This window comes from Streptomyces sp. NPDC050610, assembly GCF_040654875.1.
GTDB lineage: Bacteria > Actinomycetota > Actinomycetes > Streptomycetales > Streptomycetaceae > Streptomyces.
In genome coordinates this window covers 14,016-30,314 of sequence record NZ_JBFAIV010000034.1, presented here as the reverse complement: position 1 = coordinate 30,314, position 16,299 = coordinate 14,016, and the positions used below count along the sequence as shown (strand labels likewise).

Annotated in this window: 14 protein-coding genes; 2 read left to right on the top strand and 12 right to left on the bottom strand. The window is 74.5% G+C overall.

Annotation, left to right across the window (positions count from 1 at the left end):
* Positions 1-27: 27 nt before the first annotated feature.
* From AB0I22_RS31760 to AB0I22_RS31745, 4 genes are all read right to left on the bottom strand, one after another.
* Positions 28-990 carry a hypothetical protein gene (locus AB0I22_RS31760; RefSeq protein ID WP_363134428.1) on the bottom strand — a complete coding sequence of 321 codons (963 nt, stop codon included), beginning with the start codon at positions 988-990 and terminating at the stop codon, positions 28-30.
* Between the two features lie 271 nt (positions 991-1,261).
* The gene (locus AB0I22_RS31755) at positions 1,262-2,044 is read right to left on the bottom strand and encodes an LPXTG cell wall anchor domain-containing protein (RefSeq protein WP_363134427.1); all 783 of its coding nucleotides are present in this window, start codon (positions 2,042-2,044) and stop codon (positions 1,262-1,264) included.
* 280 nt (positions 2,045-2,324) lie between these two features.
* The gene (locus tag AB0I22_RS31750) at positions 2,325-2,816 is read right to left on the bottom strand and encodes an ATP-binding protein (RefSeq protein ID WP_363134426.1); all 492 of its coding nucleotides are present in this window, start codon (positions 2,814-2,816) and stop codon (positions 2,325-2,327) included.
* Between the two features lie 171 nt (positions 2,817-2,987).
* Positions 2,988-3,356, bottom strand: a complete 369-nt coding sequence (locus tag AB0I22_RS31745) for an STAS domain-containing protein (RefSeq protein ID WP_363134425.1) — start codon at positions 3,354-3,356, stop codon at positions 2,988-2,990.
* Positions 3,357-3,595: 239 nt separating this feature from the next.
* Between AB0I22_RS31745 and AB0I22_RS31740 the strand changes: the two genes are divergently transcribed.
* Positions 3,596-4,549, top strand: coding sequence for an RNA polymerase sigma factor SigF (locus AB0I22_RS31740; RefSeq protein ID WP_363134475.1), 954 nt, complete (start codon positions 3,596-3,598; stop codon positions 4,547-4,549).
* A 99-nt stretch (positions 4,550-4,648) separates the two neighbouring features.
* Here the strand turns inward: AB0I22_RS31740 and hutI are convergent, their stop codons facing one another.
* The 4 genes from hutI to hutU are packed head-to-tail and all read right to left on the bottom strand — an operon-like array spanning position 4,649 to position 10,057.
* Positions 4,649-5,827 carry an imidazolonepropionase gene (gene hutI / locus AB0I22_RS31735; RefSeq protein ID WP_363134424.1) on the bottom strand — a complete coding sequence of 393 codons (1,179 nt, stop codon included), beginning with the start codon at positions 5,825-5,827 and terminating at the stop codon, positions 4,649-4,651.
* Entirely contained in the window at positions 5,824-7,176 is a 1,353-nt protein-coding gene (locus AB0I22_RS31730) for a formimidoylglutamate deiminase (protein ID WP_363134423.1), read from the bottom strand. Before AB0I22_RS31730 ends, hutI begins: the two co-directional genes overlap by 4 nt.
* Entirely contained in the window at positions 7,167-8,357 is a 1,191-nt protein-coding gene (locus AB0I22_RS31725; protein ID WP_363134474.1) for an allantoate amidohydrolase, read from the bottom strand. The genes AB0I22_RS31730 and AB0I22_RS31725 overlap by 10 nt, the downstream gene beginning before the upstream one ends.
* 41 nt (positions 8,358-8,398) lie before the next feature.
* Positions 8,399-10,057 carry a urocanate hydratase gene (gene hutU, locus AB0I22_RS31720; RefSeq protein WP_363134422.1) on the bottom strand — a complete coding sequence of 553 codons (1,659 nt, stop codon included), beginning with the start codon at positions 10,055-10,057 and terminating at the stop codon, positions 8,399-8,401.
* A gap of 90 nt (positions 10,058-10,147) precedes the next feature.
* On the opposite strand from hutU, the gene AB0I22_RS31715 reads away from it, so the two are divergent.
* The gene (locus tag AB0I22_RS31715) at positions 10,148-10,291 is read left to right on the top strand and encodes a hypothetical protein (protein WP_363134421.1); all 144 of its coding nucleotides are present in this window, start codon (positions 10,148-10,150) and stop codon (positions 10,289-10,291) included.
* Here the strand turns inward: AB0I22_RS31715 and AB0I22_RS31710 are convergent.
* Genes AB0I22_RS31710 through AB0I22_RS31695 form a run of 4 tightly spaced genes read right to left on the bottom strand, consistent with a single transcriptional unit; the run spans position 10,281 to position 16,249 of the window.
* Entirely contained in the window at positions 10,281-11,282 is a 1,002-nt protein-coding gene (locus tag AB0I22_RS31710; RefSeq protein WP_363134420.1) for a proline racemase family protein, read from the bottom strand. The genes AB0I22_RS31715 and AB0I22_RS31710 overlap by 11 nt on opposite strands.
* Positions 11,282-12,217, bottom strand: coding sequence for a dihydrodipicolinate synthase family protein (locus AB0I22_RS31705; protein WP_363134419.1), 936 nt, complete (start codon positions 12,215-12,217; stop codon positions 11,282-11,284). The genes AB0I22_RS31710 and AB0I22_RS31705 overlap by 1 nt, the downstream gene beginning before the upstream one ends.
* A gap of 49 nt (positions 12,218-12,266) precedes the next feature.
* Positions 12,267-15,044, bottom strand: a complete 2,778-nt coding sequence (locus AB0I22_RS31700; protein WP_363134418.1) for an FAD-dependent oxidoreductase — start codon at positions 15,042-15,044, stop codon at positions 12,267-12,269.
* Entirely contained in the window at positions 15,041-16,249 is a 1,209-nt protein-coding gene (locus AB0I22_RS31695) for an FAD-dependent oxidoreductase (RefSeq protein ID WP_363134417.1), read from the bottom strand. The genes AB0I22_RS31700 and AB0I22_RS31695 overlap by 4 nt, the downstream gene beginning before the upstream one ends.
* Between the last annotated feature and the right edge of the window lie 50 nt (positions 16,250-16,299).

Below are 16,299 nucleotides of genomic sequence, written 5' to 3'. Positions count from 1 at the left end.
CCGTCGCCTGTCGCTGCGTACTGCCGATCACGTTCTCGCTCCTGACCCCGTACCGGCCAATTCCTCTCGCTCCCCCGTCTCTTCGCCGGCCGGTCCCCCGGCCGGCGGCGGTGCGCGTCTGCGCCTGCGGCGCGCGAACCAGGCCGCTCCGCCGAGGCAGAGGCCGGTGGCGAGGACGGCCGCCCAGCCCCAGGGCAGGGCGCGGTAGTCGGCGCTCGCCGTGGCGTGCGCGCCGCCGCCCGCGGTCGCGGTGAGCTCGACGCGCACCGAGTCGAACGACGGCGCGTCCGCCCACTTCTCCGAGAGCCGCACCCGCTGCCCCGGCCGCAGTTCGACGGGGAGCGTGCGGGCGGGGCGGCGCAGGACCTGGCCGAACACTCCGTCGGCGCTGACCGCGAGGCGCGGCGTGAGGGTGACGTTGCCGTGGTTGACGAGCGCGTAGCGGATGCGCGCGGCCGCGCCCCGGCCGGTGACGCGCACGTCCTCGACGGACAGCGCGGCGAGCGTCGGCCCGCTGACGCGCAGCGCGAGCCGCACCCCGGCCTGCCGGCCGTCGCCGCTGACGACGATCGCGCCGGGATGGTCGCCGGGCACCGCGTCGGCCGGGACGGTCACGGTGAACGGCACGTCGGCCCGCGTGCGGGGCGGGACCTTGACGGTCTTCGACGCGAGGGACAGCCACGCTCCGGCGTCATGCCCGGCCCCGCCCGTCCTGCCCGCGCTCCCGGCTCCGTCGGCGTCCGTGCCGCGCAGCCGCACGGTGCGCGGCGCGGCGCCGGGGTTGGTGATGGCGATCTTGTCGGTGAGTACGGTGCCGGGCGCGCCCTCCAGGTAGAAGTACGGGCGGCCGGACGAGCCCGCTCCGGCGCCGCCGGGCGCGGGCGCGGCGGACCACGCGTCGGGGGCGGCGGCCGTCGCCGCCGCGGGCGCGCCCAGCAGCGCCGCGGCGGTGACGGCCGCGACGACGGCGCTGCGGGTACGGGACGGCATGTGCGGGCTCCCTGCGGCTCGTACGCGATGGCGCGCGGGGCGGGACGGCTGCGCCGGGACGGCGTCGCCGCCCCTCTTCCCGCACCGTCCCTCCCTCCACAGGGAGTCCCGCCGGGAGTTCCGTCGGAGGTTCCGCCGGGAGTTCCGCTGGGAGTTCGGCCGGGGCCGCTCGCCCCGGCGCCGGATGGTGGGGGTGACCGTTGTGCGAAGTGTTCCGATGTGTGGGATGGGGGGGCCTACGGGCCGGCGGGCGGCCCGCGGTGAACGAGAGCTAGCGGACGGCCTTCTGGCGGCGCGTCAGCCACAGGGTGCCCGCCACTCCGGCGAGCAGCACGGTGCCGCCGAGCGTGCCGAAGGCGACCGCGTTGTCGGAGGGGCCGGTCTGCGGGAGCTGGCCGCCGGTCGAACTGGAGCCGCCCGAGCCGCTGGAGCCCGTACCGCCCGACCCGCCGGTGCTGCCGCCCGTGGACCCCGAACCGCCCGAGGAGCTCGAACCGCCCGTGGAACCGGAGCCGCCCGTGGAACCGCCCGAGCCCTTGACGTCGAGGCTGAGCGACGGCTTGGGGTTGTTGTTCGGCGTACAGGTGGTGGTCGTGCCCATCGCCTTGATGGTGAGGGTGGAGGCGGTGAAGGTGACCTTGCCGCTCTTCTTGGGCGTGTACGTGCCCGACAGGTCGCTGATCTTGATGGCGGTGTTGGCGGGTATCGCCGCGTCGTTGGGCGGGCCCGTGACGGCCACGGTGCCGGTCTCCGCGCCGCCGAGCTTGATGAGCGCACTTGGCTTCATCGCGCCCTTGCCGAGTTCGATGGGGCTGGAGGAGACGCCCTTCTGGAAGGACATGGTGAGCTTGTACGAGCCGCCGCTCGCCACGCTCTTGATGTCGATGGGCGAGACCGCGCCCTTGTTTCCGATCGGTGTCTTGCACTGGTAGTCGACGTCGACCGTGTCGGCGTGCGCCGCGGGGGCGGCCAGCAGGACTGTCCCGCCGGCCAGCGCCGCCGCGACCGCGAGCGCGCCGCCCCGGCCTACCGCGTGGCGTTTCGTGTGGGACACGTCGGGTTCCCCTCTCGTCAAATACTCCTCAAACGCCCGTCGTGCGCCGCCGCGAAATGTTACTGACGGCACATCAGATCGGGCGCCGACAGTACGCCGGGGACCATGGAGAGGGAAGACAAAGAACACGCCGGATCGCGACGGGCGCGGGGGCGCGTGGGAGAGGGCGTGCGGAAGGGGCGGCACGCGACGGCCGCCGAACAGGGGCCGGATACGAAACCAGATGCGAAAGGGGACGCGGGACCCGGGCCCGTCATCGCGACCCGGCCCCTGACAGCGCTCAGGACGGAGCCGCGAGCTCCGCCCAGACGGTTTTCCCGGCGCTCTCCGCGTTGCGCACGACTCCCCAGTCGAGGCAGAGCCGCTGCACGATAAACATGCCGTGCCCGCCGGGCCGCCCGGCGCGGTGCGGAGTGCGGGGCGCGGGCGTGCCGGAGCCGAGGTCGACGACCTCCAGGCGCAGCACCTTCCCGCTACAGGCCACCCTGAGCTCCTCGGGGCCTTCCGCGTGCAGGCAGGCGTTGGTGACCAGCTCGGAGACGACCAGCAGGACGTCTTCGGCGGCGGCCCGCTGGTCGGCGGTGGCCGCGGGCAGCCAGCCCCAGTCGTGCAGCGCCTCGCGCGTGAAGTCGCGGGCGCGCGGTACCGCCCCGCTGGCTCCGATGAGGTGGAGTCGGCGTACCTGCCCGGCCGGGGACGGGGCCGCGGCCGGAGCGGCGCCGCCCGGCTCCGGACCGCGGTCGCCCGGCGGGGACGACCGGGTGGTGCTCATCAGCGCTTCACCTCACCGAATCACCGATTACAGGACTGACGGATACCTGGCACATTCAACGGATTCAGGTCTCTCCTGCCCGTCCGATCGGTGAGAACACCCACTTCTTCGATACGGGTCGTGTGACACGGGTAACGCCTGGGTTGCACACAGGGACAGGAGAGGTGACGCTCAGTCCGCGAGAGCGGCTTCGAGCGTGTCATGAACGGTGAAGACCGCCTCGGCGCCGGTGATCTCGAAGACCCTGGCGACCACGGGCAGCATTCCGGCCAGATGGACCCCGCCGCCCGCCGCCTCGGCCTTGAGCCGGGCTCCCAGGAGCACGTTGAGTCCGGTGGAGTCGCAGAATTCCAGCTGCGAGCAGTCGACCACGAGGCGCGAGCAGCCCTCGTCGACGCAGCTCTCCAGCGGTTCGCGCAGCAGCTCGGCCGTGTGGTGATCCAGCTCACCGGCCGGGGTCACCACCGCGCTCACTCCATGCCGACGGACCCCGACATGCAGCCGGCCCCTGCTTGCACTGCCGACCATCCCGCGGTCCATGCGCACCCCTTCTCGGTTGCTTGCCTGGCGCTTGGGGAAGCCTACGCCTTCAAAACGGCGTCCGGTAGCCAAAGATCCGTCATTTTAGGGCGAATACGGACAACTCGCACTTGCCATGGGTAGGTAAAGACCGGTAGGGCTAGTACGAACGACAAACACGGCCGGCTTTGGAGGCGCCGCACACCGCAGCAACTGGTCATGGCTTCGGCAGCCATATGCCGAGAATGATGGAGGACACCATGTCACCCCGGCTCGACGAACCGCGCACCGATATCCCTCGGGAGACCGCCTCGTCGACACCCCCGCCCGAGCCCCGTGCCGAGCAGGCCGCCCCGGCCGCCGAGACCGCGGACATCGCGGACGCGGCAGCCGCCCTCGGCGACGTGCCGCTCGACGAGCTCCCCGAGATCCCGCCGTACGACGAGGTCGGACCGGTGGACGCGCGGGCCCTGTCCAAGACGCTCTTCGAACGCCTCGAATCGCTGGAGGAGGGCACCCACGAGCACGCGTATGTACGCAACACCCTGGTCGAACTCAACCTCGCGCTCGTGAAGTTCGCCGCCTCCCGGTTCCGCTCGCGCAGCGAGCCGATGGAGGACATCGTCCAGGTCGGCACCATCGGCCTCATCAAGGCCATCGACCGGTTCGAGCTCAGCCGCGGCGTCGAGTTCCCCACCTTCGCGATGCCGACGATCGTCGGCGAGATCAAGCGCTTCTTCCGCGACACCAGCTGGTCGGTGCGGGTGCCGAGGCGGCTTCAGGAGCTCCGGCTCGACCTGGCCAAGGCCGGCGACGAGCTGGCCCAGAAGCTCGACCGCGCCCCCACCGTGGGCGAGCTGGCCGCACGGCTCTCCCTCACCAACGAGGAGGTCGTCGAGGGCATGGCCGCGAGCAACGCGTACACCGCGAGCTCGCTGGACGCCCAGCCCGAGGACGACGACACCGAGGGCGCGCTCGCGGACCGCATCGGCTACGAGGACCACGGGCTCGAAGGCATCGAGTACGTCGAGTCGCTGAAGCCGCTGATCGCCGAACTGCCCCCGCGGGACCGGAAGATCCTCTCGCTGCGGTTCGTCGCCAATATGACGCAGTCCGAGATCGGCGAGGAGTTGAACATCTCTCAGATGCACGTCTCCCGGCTGCTCTCGCGCACGCTCGTCAAGCTCCGCAAGGGCCTGATGATCGACGAGTAGGAGCGGCGCCGCTCCTTACCGGCCCCCCACGGCTTCGAGGCCCCGGCTCCAGCGGATTCCACCGCTGTCGAGCCGGGGCCTCGCCCGTACTCTCGTCCGTTACCCTGCCCGTTCTCCCTTGTGCCACACCGCCGAGACCAGCGGGACTCCCGGCCGGTAGGCGAGGTGGACGTGGCTCGGGGCGTCGAGGAGGGCGAGGTCGGCGACGGCGCCCACGGTGACGCTGCCGACGTCCGTACGGCGCAGGGCGCGGGCGCCGCCCGCGGTGGCCGACCAGAGGGCCTCGTCGGGGGACATGCCCATGTCGCGTACGGCCAGCGCGATGCAGAAGGGCATGGAGCTGGTGAAGGACGAGCCCGGGTTGCAGTCGGTGGACAGCGCCACGGTCGCGCCCGCGTCGAGGATGCGGCGGGCGTCCGGCCACTGGGCGCGGGTGGAGAACTCGGCGCCGGGCAGCAGCGTCGCGACGGTGTCGCTGTTGGCGAGCGCGTCGAGGTCGGCCGCGTCGAGGTGGGTGCAGTGGTCGGCGGAGGCCGCGCCGAGTTCGACGGCGAGCCGCACGCCCGGCCCGTGGTTGAGCTGGTTGGCGTGGACGCGCACGCCCAGCCCCTTCTCGCGGCCCGCGGTGAGGATCGCGCGGGACTGGTCGGCGTCGAAGGCGCCCTTCTCACAGAAGACGTCGATCCAGCGGGCGTGCGGGGCGCAGGCGTCGAGCATCGGGCCGGTGACGAGGTCCACGTACCCGGCCGGGTCGTCGGCGTAGTCCGGCGGGACGATGTGCGCGCCGAGGAAGGTGACCTCGTCGGTGTGGGCGGCGGCGATGCGCAGCGAGCGGGCCTCGTCCTCGGTGTCGAGGCCGTACCCGGACTTGGTCTCGATGGTCGTGGTGCCCTGGAGCAGCGCCTCGCGCAGATAGTGGACGAGCCCCGCCTCCAGCTCCGCGTCGGTGGCGGAGCGGGTGGCGGCGACGGTGGTGCGGATGCCTCCGGCGCTGTAACTCCGGCCGGACATACGGGCGTTGAACTCGGCCGTCCGGTCGCCGGCGAAGACCAGGTGGGAGTGGGAGTCCACGAAGCCGGGGATCGCGGCGCGGCCGCCCGCGTCGTGGACGGCGTCGGCGGCGGGCGCGTCGGCGGCGGGGCCGACCCAGGCGAAGCGGCCGTCCGCGATGACGACGGCGGCCTCCTCGATCAGTCCGAGCGGCCCCCGGCCGAGGGCGGGGTCGTTGGTGACGAGGCTGCCGATGCCGGTGATGAGGGTGGACGCGGGGGGTGTCATTTTTCCTCTCCGTGGGGTGGGCGCAGCGCCGCGATGGCCTCGGTGAGGGCCGCGGGTACATCGGGGACCAGGGTGTGCTCCCCGTCCCGTACGACGTGCCGTCCGCCGACGACCGTATGGCGGACGTCGGCGCCGGTGGCGGCGAACACCGCGGTCTCCGCGCCGAGCCGGGGCAGCGCGCCCGCCGTGCGGACGGTGTCCAGGGCGACGGTGGTCAGGTCCGCGAGCGAGCCGGCGGCGATCTCGCCCGCGTCGTGCCAGCCGAGGGCCGCGTGCCCGTCCGCGGTGGCGGCGCGCAGCAGGGCGGCGGCCGTCCAGTGCCCGCGGGCGCGGGTGCGCAGCCGTTCGTCGAGCTCCATGGCGCGGGCCTCTTCGAAGAGGTCGATCACGGCGTGGCTGTCGCTGCCCAGCGACAGCGGGGAGCCCGCGCGCTGGAGCCGGGCGGCGGGGCCGATGCCGTCGGCGAGGTCGCGTTCGGTGGTGGGGCACATGCAGGTGCCGGTGCGGCTGCCGCCGAGGAGGGCGATGTCCTCGTCGGTCAGGTGGGTGGCGTGCACGGCGGTGGTGCGGGGCCCGAGCACGCCGTGGTCCGCGAGGAGCCGGGCGGGGGTGACGCCGTGGGCCCGCGCGCAGGCGTCGTTCTCGGCGGTCTGCTCGGAGAGGTGGACGTGCAGCGGCGCGGAGCGCTCGGCGGCCCAGTCGGCGACCGCCCGCAGTTCGTCGGCGGGGACGGCCCGTACGGAGTGGACGGCCGCGCCGATCCGGGCGTGGCCGGGGGCCTTGAGGGCGGCGGCGCGCTCGGCCCAGGCGTCGGCGGTGCCGTCGCTGAAGCGGAGCTGGTGGCGGTTGGGGGGCTCGCCGAAGCCGGAGGAGAGATAGGCGGTGTCGAGGAGGGTGATGCGGATGCCGGCCTCGGCGGCGGCGGCGATCAGCGCGTCGCCCATCGCGTTGGGCTCGTCGTAGCGGGCGCCGCCGGGCGCGTGGTGCAGGTAGTGGAACTCGCCGACGCAGGAGATCCCGGCGAGCGCCATCTCGGCGTACACGGCGCGCGCGAGGTTGTAGTACGTGTCCGGGGTGAGCCGGGCGGCCACCTGGTACATGACCTCGCGCCAGGTCCAGAACGTGCCCGAGCCCACCTGGACGGTGGAGCGCAGGGCGCGGTGGAAGGCGTGGCTGTGGGCGTTGGCGAGGCCGGGGAGGGTGAGGCCGCGCAGCGCGACCGCGCCGGGCGGCGGCGTCTCGGTCCCGGTCCGTACGGCCGTGATGCGTCCGTCGGCGGTGTCGATCGCCACGCCCGGTTCGACGTTGGTCCCCAGCCAGGCGTGTTCCGCCCAGTACGTCACCTGCACGCGAGGCCCTCCACTACGTCGGCGAGTGCGGCCACCCCGGCCAGGCAGTCGTCCTCGGCGGCGGTTTCGGCCGGTGAGTGCGAGACGCCGGTGGGGTTCCGTACGAACAGCATGGCGGTGGGGACCGTACCGGACAAAATGCCCGCGTCGTGGCCGGCGCCGGTGGCGAGGACCGGGGCCTTCCCGCCGAGGAGGCCGCCCAGCTCGTCGCGGAGGGCGTGGCCGAACTCGATGACGGGCGTGAAGGACTCCCGGACCACCGCGACGTCCACGCCGTCGCGCTCGCCGCGCTCGGCGGCGGCCTGCTCGATCTCGGCGACGACGCGGTCCAGGGTCTCCTGGTCGGCGGCGCGCGAGTCGAGCCAGCCGCGCACGAGGGAGGGGATGGCGTTGACGCCGTTGGGCTCGACGGCGACCTTGCCGAAGGTGGCGAGCGCCCCGGCGAGCCGGGCCTTCTTGCGGGCGGCGAGGACGGTGTTGGCGTAGGTCAGCATCGGGTCGCGGCGGTCTTCGAGGCGGGTGGTGCCCGCGTGGTTGGCCTCGCCCCGGAAGTCGAACCGCCAGCGGCCGTGCGGCCAGATCGCGGAGGCGATGCCGACGGCGTCGCCGGAGAGGTCCAGCGCGCGGCCCTGCTCGACGTGGAGTTCCACGAACGCGCCGATCCGCGCCAGCCGCTCCGGGTCGGGGCCGATGGCCTCGGGGTCGTACCCGGCGCGCTCCATGGCCTCGGGCAGCGAGACGCCGTCCGCGTCGCGCAGCTCGCGCGCCTGCTCGGCGGTGAGCTGTCCGGCGGCGAGGCGGGAGCCGACGCAGGCGAGCCCGAAGCGGGCGCCCTCCTCGTCGCCGAAGTTGACGATGGCCAGCGGCTTGGCGAACTCCGCCCCCCTCCGGCGGAGTTCGTCGAGCGCGGCGAAGGAGGAGACGACGCCGAGCGGCCCGTCGAAGGCGCCGCCGTCCGGGACGGAGTCCAGGTGCGAGCCGGTGACGACGGCGTCGCCCGCGGCCGGGTCGCCGAGCCAGGCCCACTGGTTGCCGTTGCGGTCCAGCTCGTACGCCAGGCCGCGGGACTCGGCCTGGGCGCGGAACCAGGCGCGGCAGTCGGCGTCGGCGCCGTTCCACGCGTGGCGGCGGTAGCCGCCGGTGGCCGCGTGGCGGCCGATGGGGGCGAGGTCGCGCCACATCTCGTGGAAGGAGGGCGGCGCGGCGGCGCCCTCCCGGGCCGTCACTCGCCCTCCCGCATGGGGATGCGGACGCCGCGCTCCGCCGCGACCTCGTCGGCGCGCTCGTACCCGGCGTCCACGTGCCGGATGACGCCCATGCCCGGGTCGTTGGTCAGCACGCGGCGGATCTTCTCGCCCGCGAGCTTCGTGCCGTCGGCGACCGAGACCTGGCCGGCGTGGATGGAGCGGCCCATGCCGACGCCGCCGCCGTGGTGGAGGGAGACCCAGGAGGCGCCCGAGGCGACGTTGACCATGGCGTTGAGCAGCGGCCAGTCCGCGATGGCGTCCGACCCGTCGAGCATGGCCTCGGTCTCGCGGTACGGGGAGGCGACCGAGCCGCAGTCGAGGTGGTCGCGGCCGATGGCGAGCGGGGCCTGGAGCTCGCCGGAGGCCACCATGTCGTTGAAGCGCTCGCCGGCCTTGTCGCGCTCGCCGTAGCCGAGCCAGCAGATACGGGCCGGGAGGCCCTGGAAGTGGACGCGCTCCCCCGCCAGCTTGATCCAGCGGGCCAGGGACTCGTTCTCCGGGAAGAGGTCGAGGATCGCCTTGTCGGTCTTGTGGATGTCGGACGCCTCGCCGGACAGCGCGGCCCAGCGGAACGGGCCCTTGCCCTCGGCGAAGAGCGGCCGGATGTAGGCCGGTACGAAGCCGGGGAACGCGAACGCGCGCTCGTACCCGGCCAGTTGGGCCTCACCCCGGATCGAGTTGCCGTAGTCGAAGACCTCGGCGCCCGCGTCCATGAACCCGACCATGGCCTCCACGTGCCGGGCCATCGACTCGCGGGCCCGCTGGGTGAAGTCGGCGGGCTTCTCGGCGGCGTAGGTCGCCATCTCGTCGAAGTCGATGCCGAGCGGCAGGTAGGCGAGCGGGTCGTGGGCGCTGGTCTGGTCGGTGACGATGTCGATCGGCGCGCCCTCGGCGAGCATTCGCGGCAGCAGTTCGGCGGCGTTGCCGAGCAGCCCGATGGAGAGCGGGCGGCGGGCGTCGCGGGCCTCGGTGGCGAGCTGGAGGGCGTGCTCCAGGGAGTCGGCCCGTACGTCGAGGTAGCGGTGTTCGATGCGGCGCTCGATGGCGCGCGGGTCGCAGTCGATACAGATCGCGACGCCGTCGTTCATGGTCACGGCGAGCGGCTGGGCGCCGCCCATGCCGCCGAGCCCGGCGGTCAGGGTGATCGTCCCGGCGAGCGTGCCGCCGAACTTCTTCGCCGCCACGGCCGCGAAGGTCTCGTACGTGCCCTGGAGGATGCCCTGGGTGCCGATGTAGATCCAGGACCCGGCGGTCATCTGCCCGTACATGGTGAGGCCGAGGGCCTCCAGCCGCCGGAACTCCTCCCAGTTGGCCCAGTCCCCCACCAGGTTGGAGTTGGCCAGGAGGACGCGCGGCGCCCATTCGTGCGTCTGCATGACGCCGACGGGGCGGCCGGACTGGACGAGCATCGTCTCGTCCTGCTTGAGGGTGGTGAGCGTGCGCACCATGGCGTCGAAGGAGCGCCAGTCGCGGGCGGCCTTGCCGGTGCCGCCGTAGACCACGAGCTGGTCGGGGTGCTCGGCCACCTCCGGATCGAGGTTGTTCTGGAGCATCCGCAGGGCGGCTTCCTGCTGCCAGCCCAGGGCGCTGATCTCCGTGCCGCGCGGTGCCCGTACGGGTCGTGGTCCTGACATGGGCCGTGCCTCCCTGACGTCGCATGGATCGAGCTATTCACATCTTTGCCAGACTGAATATCGCTAGTCAACAGGTCGGCGGGGCGGGGCATGCCGGTCCTGCCGGTCCTGCCGGTCCTGCCGGTCCTGCCGGTCCTGCCGGTCCTGCCGGTCCTGCCGGTCCTGCCGGTCCTGCCGGTCCTGCCGGAGTATCGGCTCGGGCGGAGTATCGGCTCGGGCGGCCTCAGAGGGTGAACCCGCTGGGGAACGGGTCCGTGGGATCGAGCAGGTACTGCCCCATGCCCGTGATCCACGCCCGGCCCGTGACGGTCGGGAGCACGGCCGTACGGTCGCCGACCCACGTGGTGCCGGTGAGGCGGCCGGTGAACCGGGTGCCGATGAGCGACTCGTTGACGAAGTCCTGGTGCAGGGGCAGTTCGCCGCGCGCGTACAGCTGGGCCATCCGGGCGCTGGTGCCCGTACCGCACGGCGAACGGTCGAACCAGCCGGGGTGGATGGCCATCGCGTTGCGGGAGTCCGAGCCGTCCCGGCCGGGGACCGTGAACTGGACGTGCCGGCAGCCTGAGATCGCCGGATCGGTGGGGTGCACGGGCCGGTCGTGCTGGTCGATGGCCGCCATGACGGCCAGCCCGGCGGCGAGGATCTCGTCGCCGCGGGCCGACGAGAAGGGCAGGCCGAGGGCTGTTAACGGGGTGATGGCGTAGAAGTTGCCACCGTAGGCGAGGTCGTAGCGGACCTCGCCCAGCCCGGGGACCTCGACGCGGGCGTCGAGGGCGACGGCGAAGGACGGCACGTTGTGGATGGTGACGTGCTCGGCGCGGCCGTCGCGGACGGCGACGCGGGCCTCGACGAGCCCGGCCGGGGTGTCGAGGCGGACGGTGGTGGTGGGCTCGGCGACCTCGACCATGCCCGTCTCGACGAGGACCGTCGCCACCCCGATCGTGCCGTGCCCGCACATCGGGAGGCAGCCGGACACCTCGATGTAGATCACCCCCCAGTCCGCGTCGGGCCGGGTCGGCGGCTGGAGGATCGCGCCGCTCATGGCGGAGTGCCCGCGCGGCTCGTTCACCAGCAGCCGGCGGATGTGGTCGAGGTGCTCCATGAAGTACGCGCGGCGCTCGGCCATGGTGGCGCCGGGGATCGGGCCGACGCCGCCGGTGACGACGCGGGTGGGCATGCCCTCGGTGTGCGAGTCGACGGCGCTGAAGCAGCGCGCCGCGCGCATCAGCGACCGTCCTCGATGGCTTGAACGGCTTGGACAGCCTGCTTCATATCGGCGTCGAGCTGGGCCAGCCGGTCGGGCGGGAGGGGGCCGCGGGGCGGGCGGCACGGCCCGCCGGGGCGGCCGACGAGGTCCATGCCGTGCTTGATCGCCTGGACGAACTCGGTCCGCGAATCCCACCGGAAGGCCGCGACCAGCGGCTCGTACAGCGCTCTGGCCTCGGCGAGGCGTCCGGCGAGGGCGAGTTCGTAGAGGCGTACGGACGCGGCGGGGAAGACGTTCGGGAACCCGGCGAACCAGCCGGTCGCCCCCATCAGGAGCGCTTCGAGCACGAGGTCGTCGGCCCCGGCGACGGGCTCCAGGCCGGGGGCCTGCTCCCTGATGTGCAGGATGCGGCGGACGTCGCCGGAGAACTCCTTCACGGCGACGACGCCGTCGATCGCCGCCAGCTCGCGGAGGATCTCGGGGGTGAGGTCGACCTTGGTGTCGAGAGGGTTGTTGTAGACCATGACGGGCAGCCCCGCTTTGGCCACTTCCGTGTAGTGGTGCACGATCTCGGCGGTGTTCGCCCGGTAGAGCGTCGGCGGCAGACAGAGCACCCCGTCGGCCCCGTCCTCGGCCGCCGACTCGGCCCAGGCGCGCGCCTGATGGGCCCCGGGCCCGTGCACGCCGACGACGACGAGCGCGTCGCCGCCGACGGCTTCGACGGCCGTACGGGCGACAGCGCGCCGCTCGGCGTCGGTGAGGGAGGAGTACTCGCCGAGGGAGCCGTTCGGGCCTACGCCGTGCACGCCGTTGCCGACGAGCCAGCGGCAGTGCTCGGCGTACCGGTCCAGATCGGGGCGCAGCCCGGCGGGGGCGGCGGGGTCCTCGGCGTACGGGAGGGTGGTGGCGACGATGAGGCCGGTGAGGGTGGTGGGTGCCTTGGGGCTGGGCATGGGGCTTCCCTTCGGTGGCTGGGTGGTGGTGCGGGTACGGCGGGGCTGTTTACGGAGCCGTGGCCTCGGGTTCTTCGCGGGGCCCGGCCGGGTCGTCCATGCCGGCCAGGTCGTCCAAGTCGCCCAGGCGGATGGGGTGGGCGATGGGGCGGCGGTCGGCGGCGTGCGGGTCGGCGAGGGCCGGTACGTCGGGTGAGCCGGACGCGCTCAGCAGGCTGTCGGCGATCTCGGCCACGTTGCGCCCGCACACCCGCCCTTGGCAGAGCCCGAGCCCGGCCCGGCAGGTCAGCTTGAGCACCCGCATCCCGTCCGCCCCCCGATCGAGCACGGCATCCCGCAACTGCCCGTACGTCACTTCCTCGCAGCGGCAGACCACGGTGTCGTCCGTCAGCCACGACCGCCATCCGTCGCGGACCGGGTGCGCGTCGGCGAGCAGGGCGGCGAAACGGCGAGTGGAACGGACGCGGGCGACGAGGGCCGACAGGGAGGTGGGGGGTGTGGGGTGCGTGGGGTCGGTGCGCGACGACGGCGGGGCGGGAGCTGCGGGGGCGGCAGCCGACGTGGGCGGGGCGGGCGGCGCGGTCACGGCGGGGACCGCAGGCGCAGCGGGCGACGTGGACGCGGCGGAAGCAGCGGGGACGGAAGCCGACGCGGGCGGGGCGGGCGGCGCGGTCACGGTGGCAGCCGCAGGCGCGGCGGGCGACGTGGACGGAGCGGGAGGAGCGGGGGCGGCAGCCGACGTGGACGGAGCGGGAGCAGCGGGGGCGGCGGGCGACGTGGACGCGGCGGGGACCGCAGGCGCAGCGGGCGACGTGGGTGGGGCGGCAGCAACGGGGGCGGCAGCCGACGTAGGCGCGGCGGGAGCAGCGGGAGCGGCAGCCGACGTAGACGCGGCGGGGACCGCAGGCGCGGCGGGCGACGTGGGCGGGGCGGGGACCGCAGGCGCGGCGGGCGACGTGGACGCGGCGGAGGTCTCAGGCGCAACAGGAGCAACAGCAGACGCAGGCGCGGGCGACACAACCGCGTCGGCAGCCGCAGGCGCGGCGGGCGACGTGGGCTCGGCGGGAGTCTCAGGCGCGGCAGGCGGCCGAGACGCGGCGAGCGCGCCGGCCGGCCCCACGGCGGTGGCGCGCGTTGCCTCCAGGCTCAACGCAGCCGCTACTCCCGCGAGTTCACCCTCGGCGGCAGCCGCATCGGCGCCCGCGATGCCGGTGAGTTCTCCGGCGGCGTACACGCCCGGCACGGTGGTGGCCTGGCGCGCGTCCACGACGACGTGGCCGTGGCGCAGGGCGCAGCCCGCGGAGAGGGCGAGTTCGAGTTGGGGGGTGAATCCGTAGCCGACGCACACGGCGTCGACGCCTTCGAGGCGGCGTTCGCTGCCGGGCCTGATCCGCCACCGCGCGTCGAGGCGCGCGACGGTGACGGCCTCGACGCGATCGCGGCCGTGCGCGGCGACGACCGCGCCGCGCGCACGGTAGGGGACGCGGTGACGCGCCAACTCGGCGGCGTAGAAGGAGAGTTCCGAAGCCTTGGCGCGGCCTCCGTCGCGGGCAGCGGCAACCGGGTGCCGTAACCAGCGGGCCGGGGAGCCCGCCTCGTACACGCCGAGCACGCGCGCGCCGACGGCGAGCAGGGCGGTCGCGACGGGCAGCAGGAACGGTCCCGTCCCCGCCACGACGACTCGCCGCCCGATCGCGGCCCGCTGCCCCTTCGCGAGCGCCTGGGCCGCACCCGCCGTCACCACTCCGGGCAGTTCCCAGCCGGGAAACGGCAGTGCCCGGTCGTACGCGCCGGTGCACAGCACGAGCGCGTCGGCGGCGAGCGTACGGGCCGTACGGCCGGTTCCGTCGGCGGGCCCCTGCTGGAGGTGGACGAGGTGGCGGCGGCCGGGCCCCGGTTCCAGGGCCCAGACGTCGGCGCGGTCCAGATACTCGATACGGGGGTGGTCGGCGATCGCCCGCTCCAGCGGATGGTCCCGCCCGCCCGAGGGGAACTCCACCGGCGGCCGCCGATGGAACTGGCCCCCCACCCGGCCGCCTCCGTCGACGAGCACCACCCGCGCCCCGCCACGGGCCGCCGCCGACGCCGCGGCCATCCCGGCGGGCCCGGCCCCTACGACGACGACCAGCGGCTCCGCCGGGGGCCGCCGCTCCCTGTGCCCGGCCTGAGCGTCGGGACGGCGCGGCCCGCACCCCGCTTCCGTGTCGGCCGCGGCCGGAGCCGCGATCCCCGGGCCCGCCGCCTCCCTGCCCGCCGCGTCCGAGCCACCCGCAGCAACCGCACCCGTGACAGTCGTGCCCAGGCCCGCCGTACCCGCGGTCGCGGCGCTCCCGCTCGCCGTACCCGCAGCCGTGGGCACGTCCCCCGGCCCCGTCCCGGAGGCAAGGCCCTCGGCCCACCGACCGGCATCACCGATACCACCACCATCACCGACATCACCGGCTCCGCCCCCGCCCGGCCGCCCCTCCGCCGCCGATTCCGGCGCCCCCGCCCGCCGGAGAGCCCTCTGCGCGCCACCCTCCCCCGCAACGGACCCCCGCCCCCCATAAGGGAGTTCAGCTCCCCGCTGCGTCTCGATCCGATCGCCGTCCGCGACCTCCCGGCGGCACGCCCGTACGTCCGGAAGCCCGTTGACCGCCACCAAGCAGTCGTGGCAGACGCCGATGCCGCAGAACAAGCCGCGGGGGCGGCCCCCGTCCCGCGTCGTGCGCCACGACACGCGGCCCATGGCCAGCAGCACCGCGGCCACCGTATGGCCCGGCAGGGCCAGTTGGGGGCAGCCGTCCACTTCGACGTGCACGATCCGCTTCGGCTGCTGCGCTGTCATGGGGCGGCGGCCTCCAGTCCCGGGCGGGCGACCCGGAACGGCTCCGGGTCGAGGTGGGGTTTCTCGCCCGCGTACAGCTCGGCGAGGAGTTCGCCCGTCGCGGCGGCGAGGCCGATGCCGGCGCCCTCGTGGCCGGTGGCGTGCCACAGGCCACGGCGGCGGGGGTCCTCGCCGATGACGGGGAGGTGGTCGGGGGTGTACGGGCGGAAGCCGCCGTACGCGCGCATCACCGGTACGTCCCGCAGTGCCGGGAAGAGCCCGGCCGCCTTGCGCGCGAGGGCGCTCAGCACGGCCGTGCGCACCGTCTCGTCGAAGCCGACGCGCTGCCTGCTGGAGCCGATGAGGACGGTGCCGGCGCGGGTGGCCTCGACGACGGTGGAGGTCTGGAGCGCGGCGTCGCCGCTGCCGACGGCGCCGACGTAGTCGGCGTCGTACACCTTGTGCCGCACGGTGCCCGGCGGCAGCGGCGCGGTGACGAGGACCATGCCGCGGCGCGGCAGCACCGGCAGCGGCGCGCCCGCGGCCGCCGCGAACGCGCCCGCCCACGGGCCGCAGGCGTTGACGACCGCGCCGCACGGCACGGGCCCGGCGGAGGTCCGTACCGCGCGCACCGCGCCGTCGGCGCGGCACTCGACGCCGAGCGCGCGGACGCCCGTACGGACGGCTCCGCCGCGCGCCCGTACGGCGGCGAGCAGCGCGGTGGCGGCCAGTACGGGCTGGAGCTGGGCGTCCTCGGGGTAGAACACGGCGGCGCGCACGTCGCGCGTCAAGTGCGGCTCGTACGAGGCCACTTCACTGGCCGGGACTTCGACGGCGGTCACGCCCGCCGCGCGCTGCGCCGCCGCGAAGGGGCCGAGCGCCCGCGCGCCCGCCTCCTCGGCGGCGACGACGAGCCCGCCCTTGGGCTCGTACTCGCACTCCGCGCGCCCCGGTCCGAGCTCCTCGCCGAGTGCCGCGAGCAGCCGCGGCCAGCGGGCCAGGGAGTCGCGGGCCAGGTCGAGTTCGGGGCCGGGCGGCTTGTCGGAGACGAGGAGGTTGCCCTCGCCGCGCGCCGTGGTGCCGGAGCTGACCGGCGCGTGGTCGAGCACGGCGACGCGCGCGCCGCGCCGGGAGAGCGCCTCGGCGCAGGCCGCGCCGATGACGCCGCTGCCGACGACGGCGACGTCGGGGTGGAAGGGGAGCAGGGGGAGCCGGAGAGCGCGCACGGGCGTACCGCCGTTCCGCCGAAGGGGCGCCGTGACGCTATTGCGGCTCC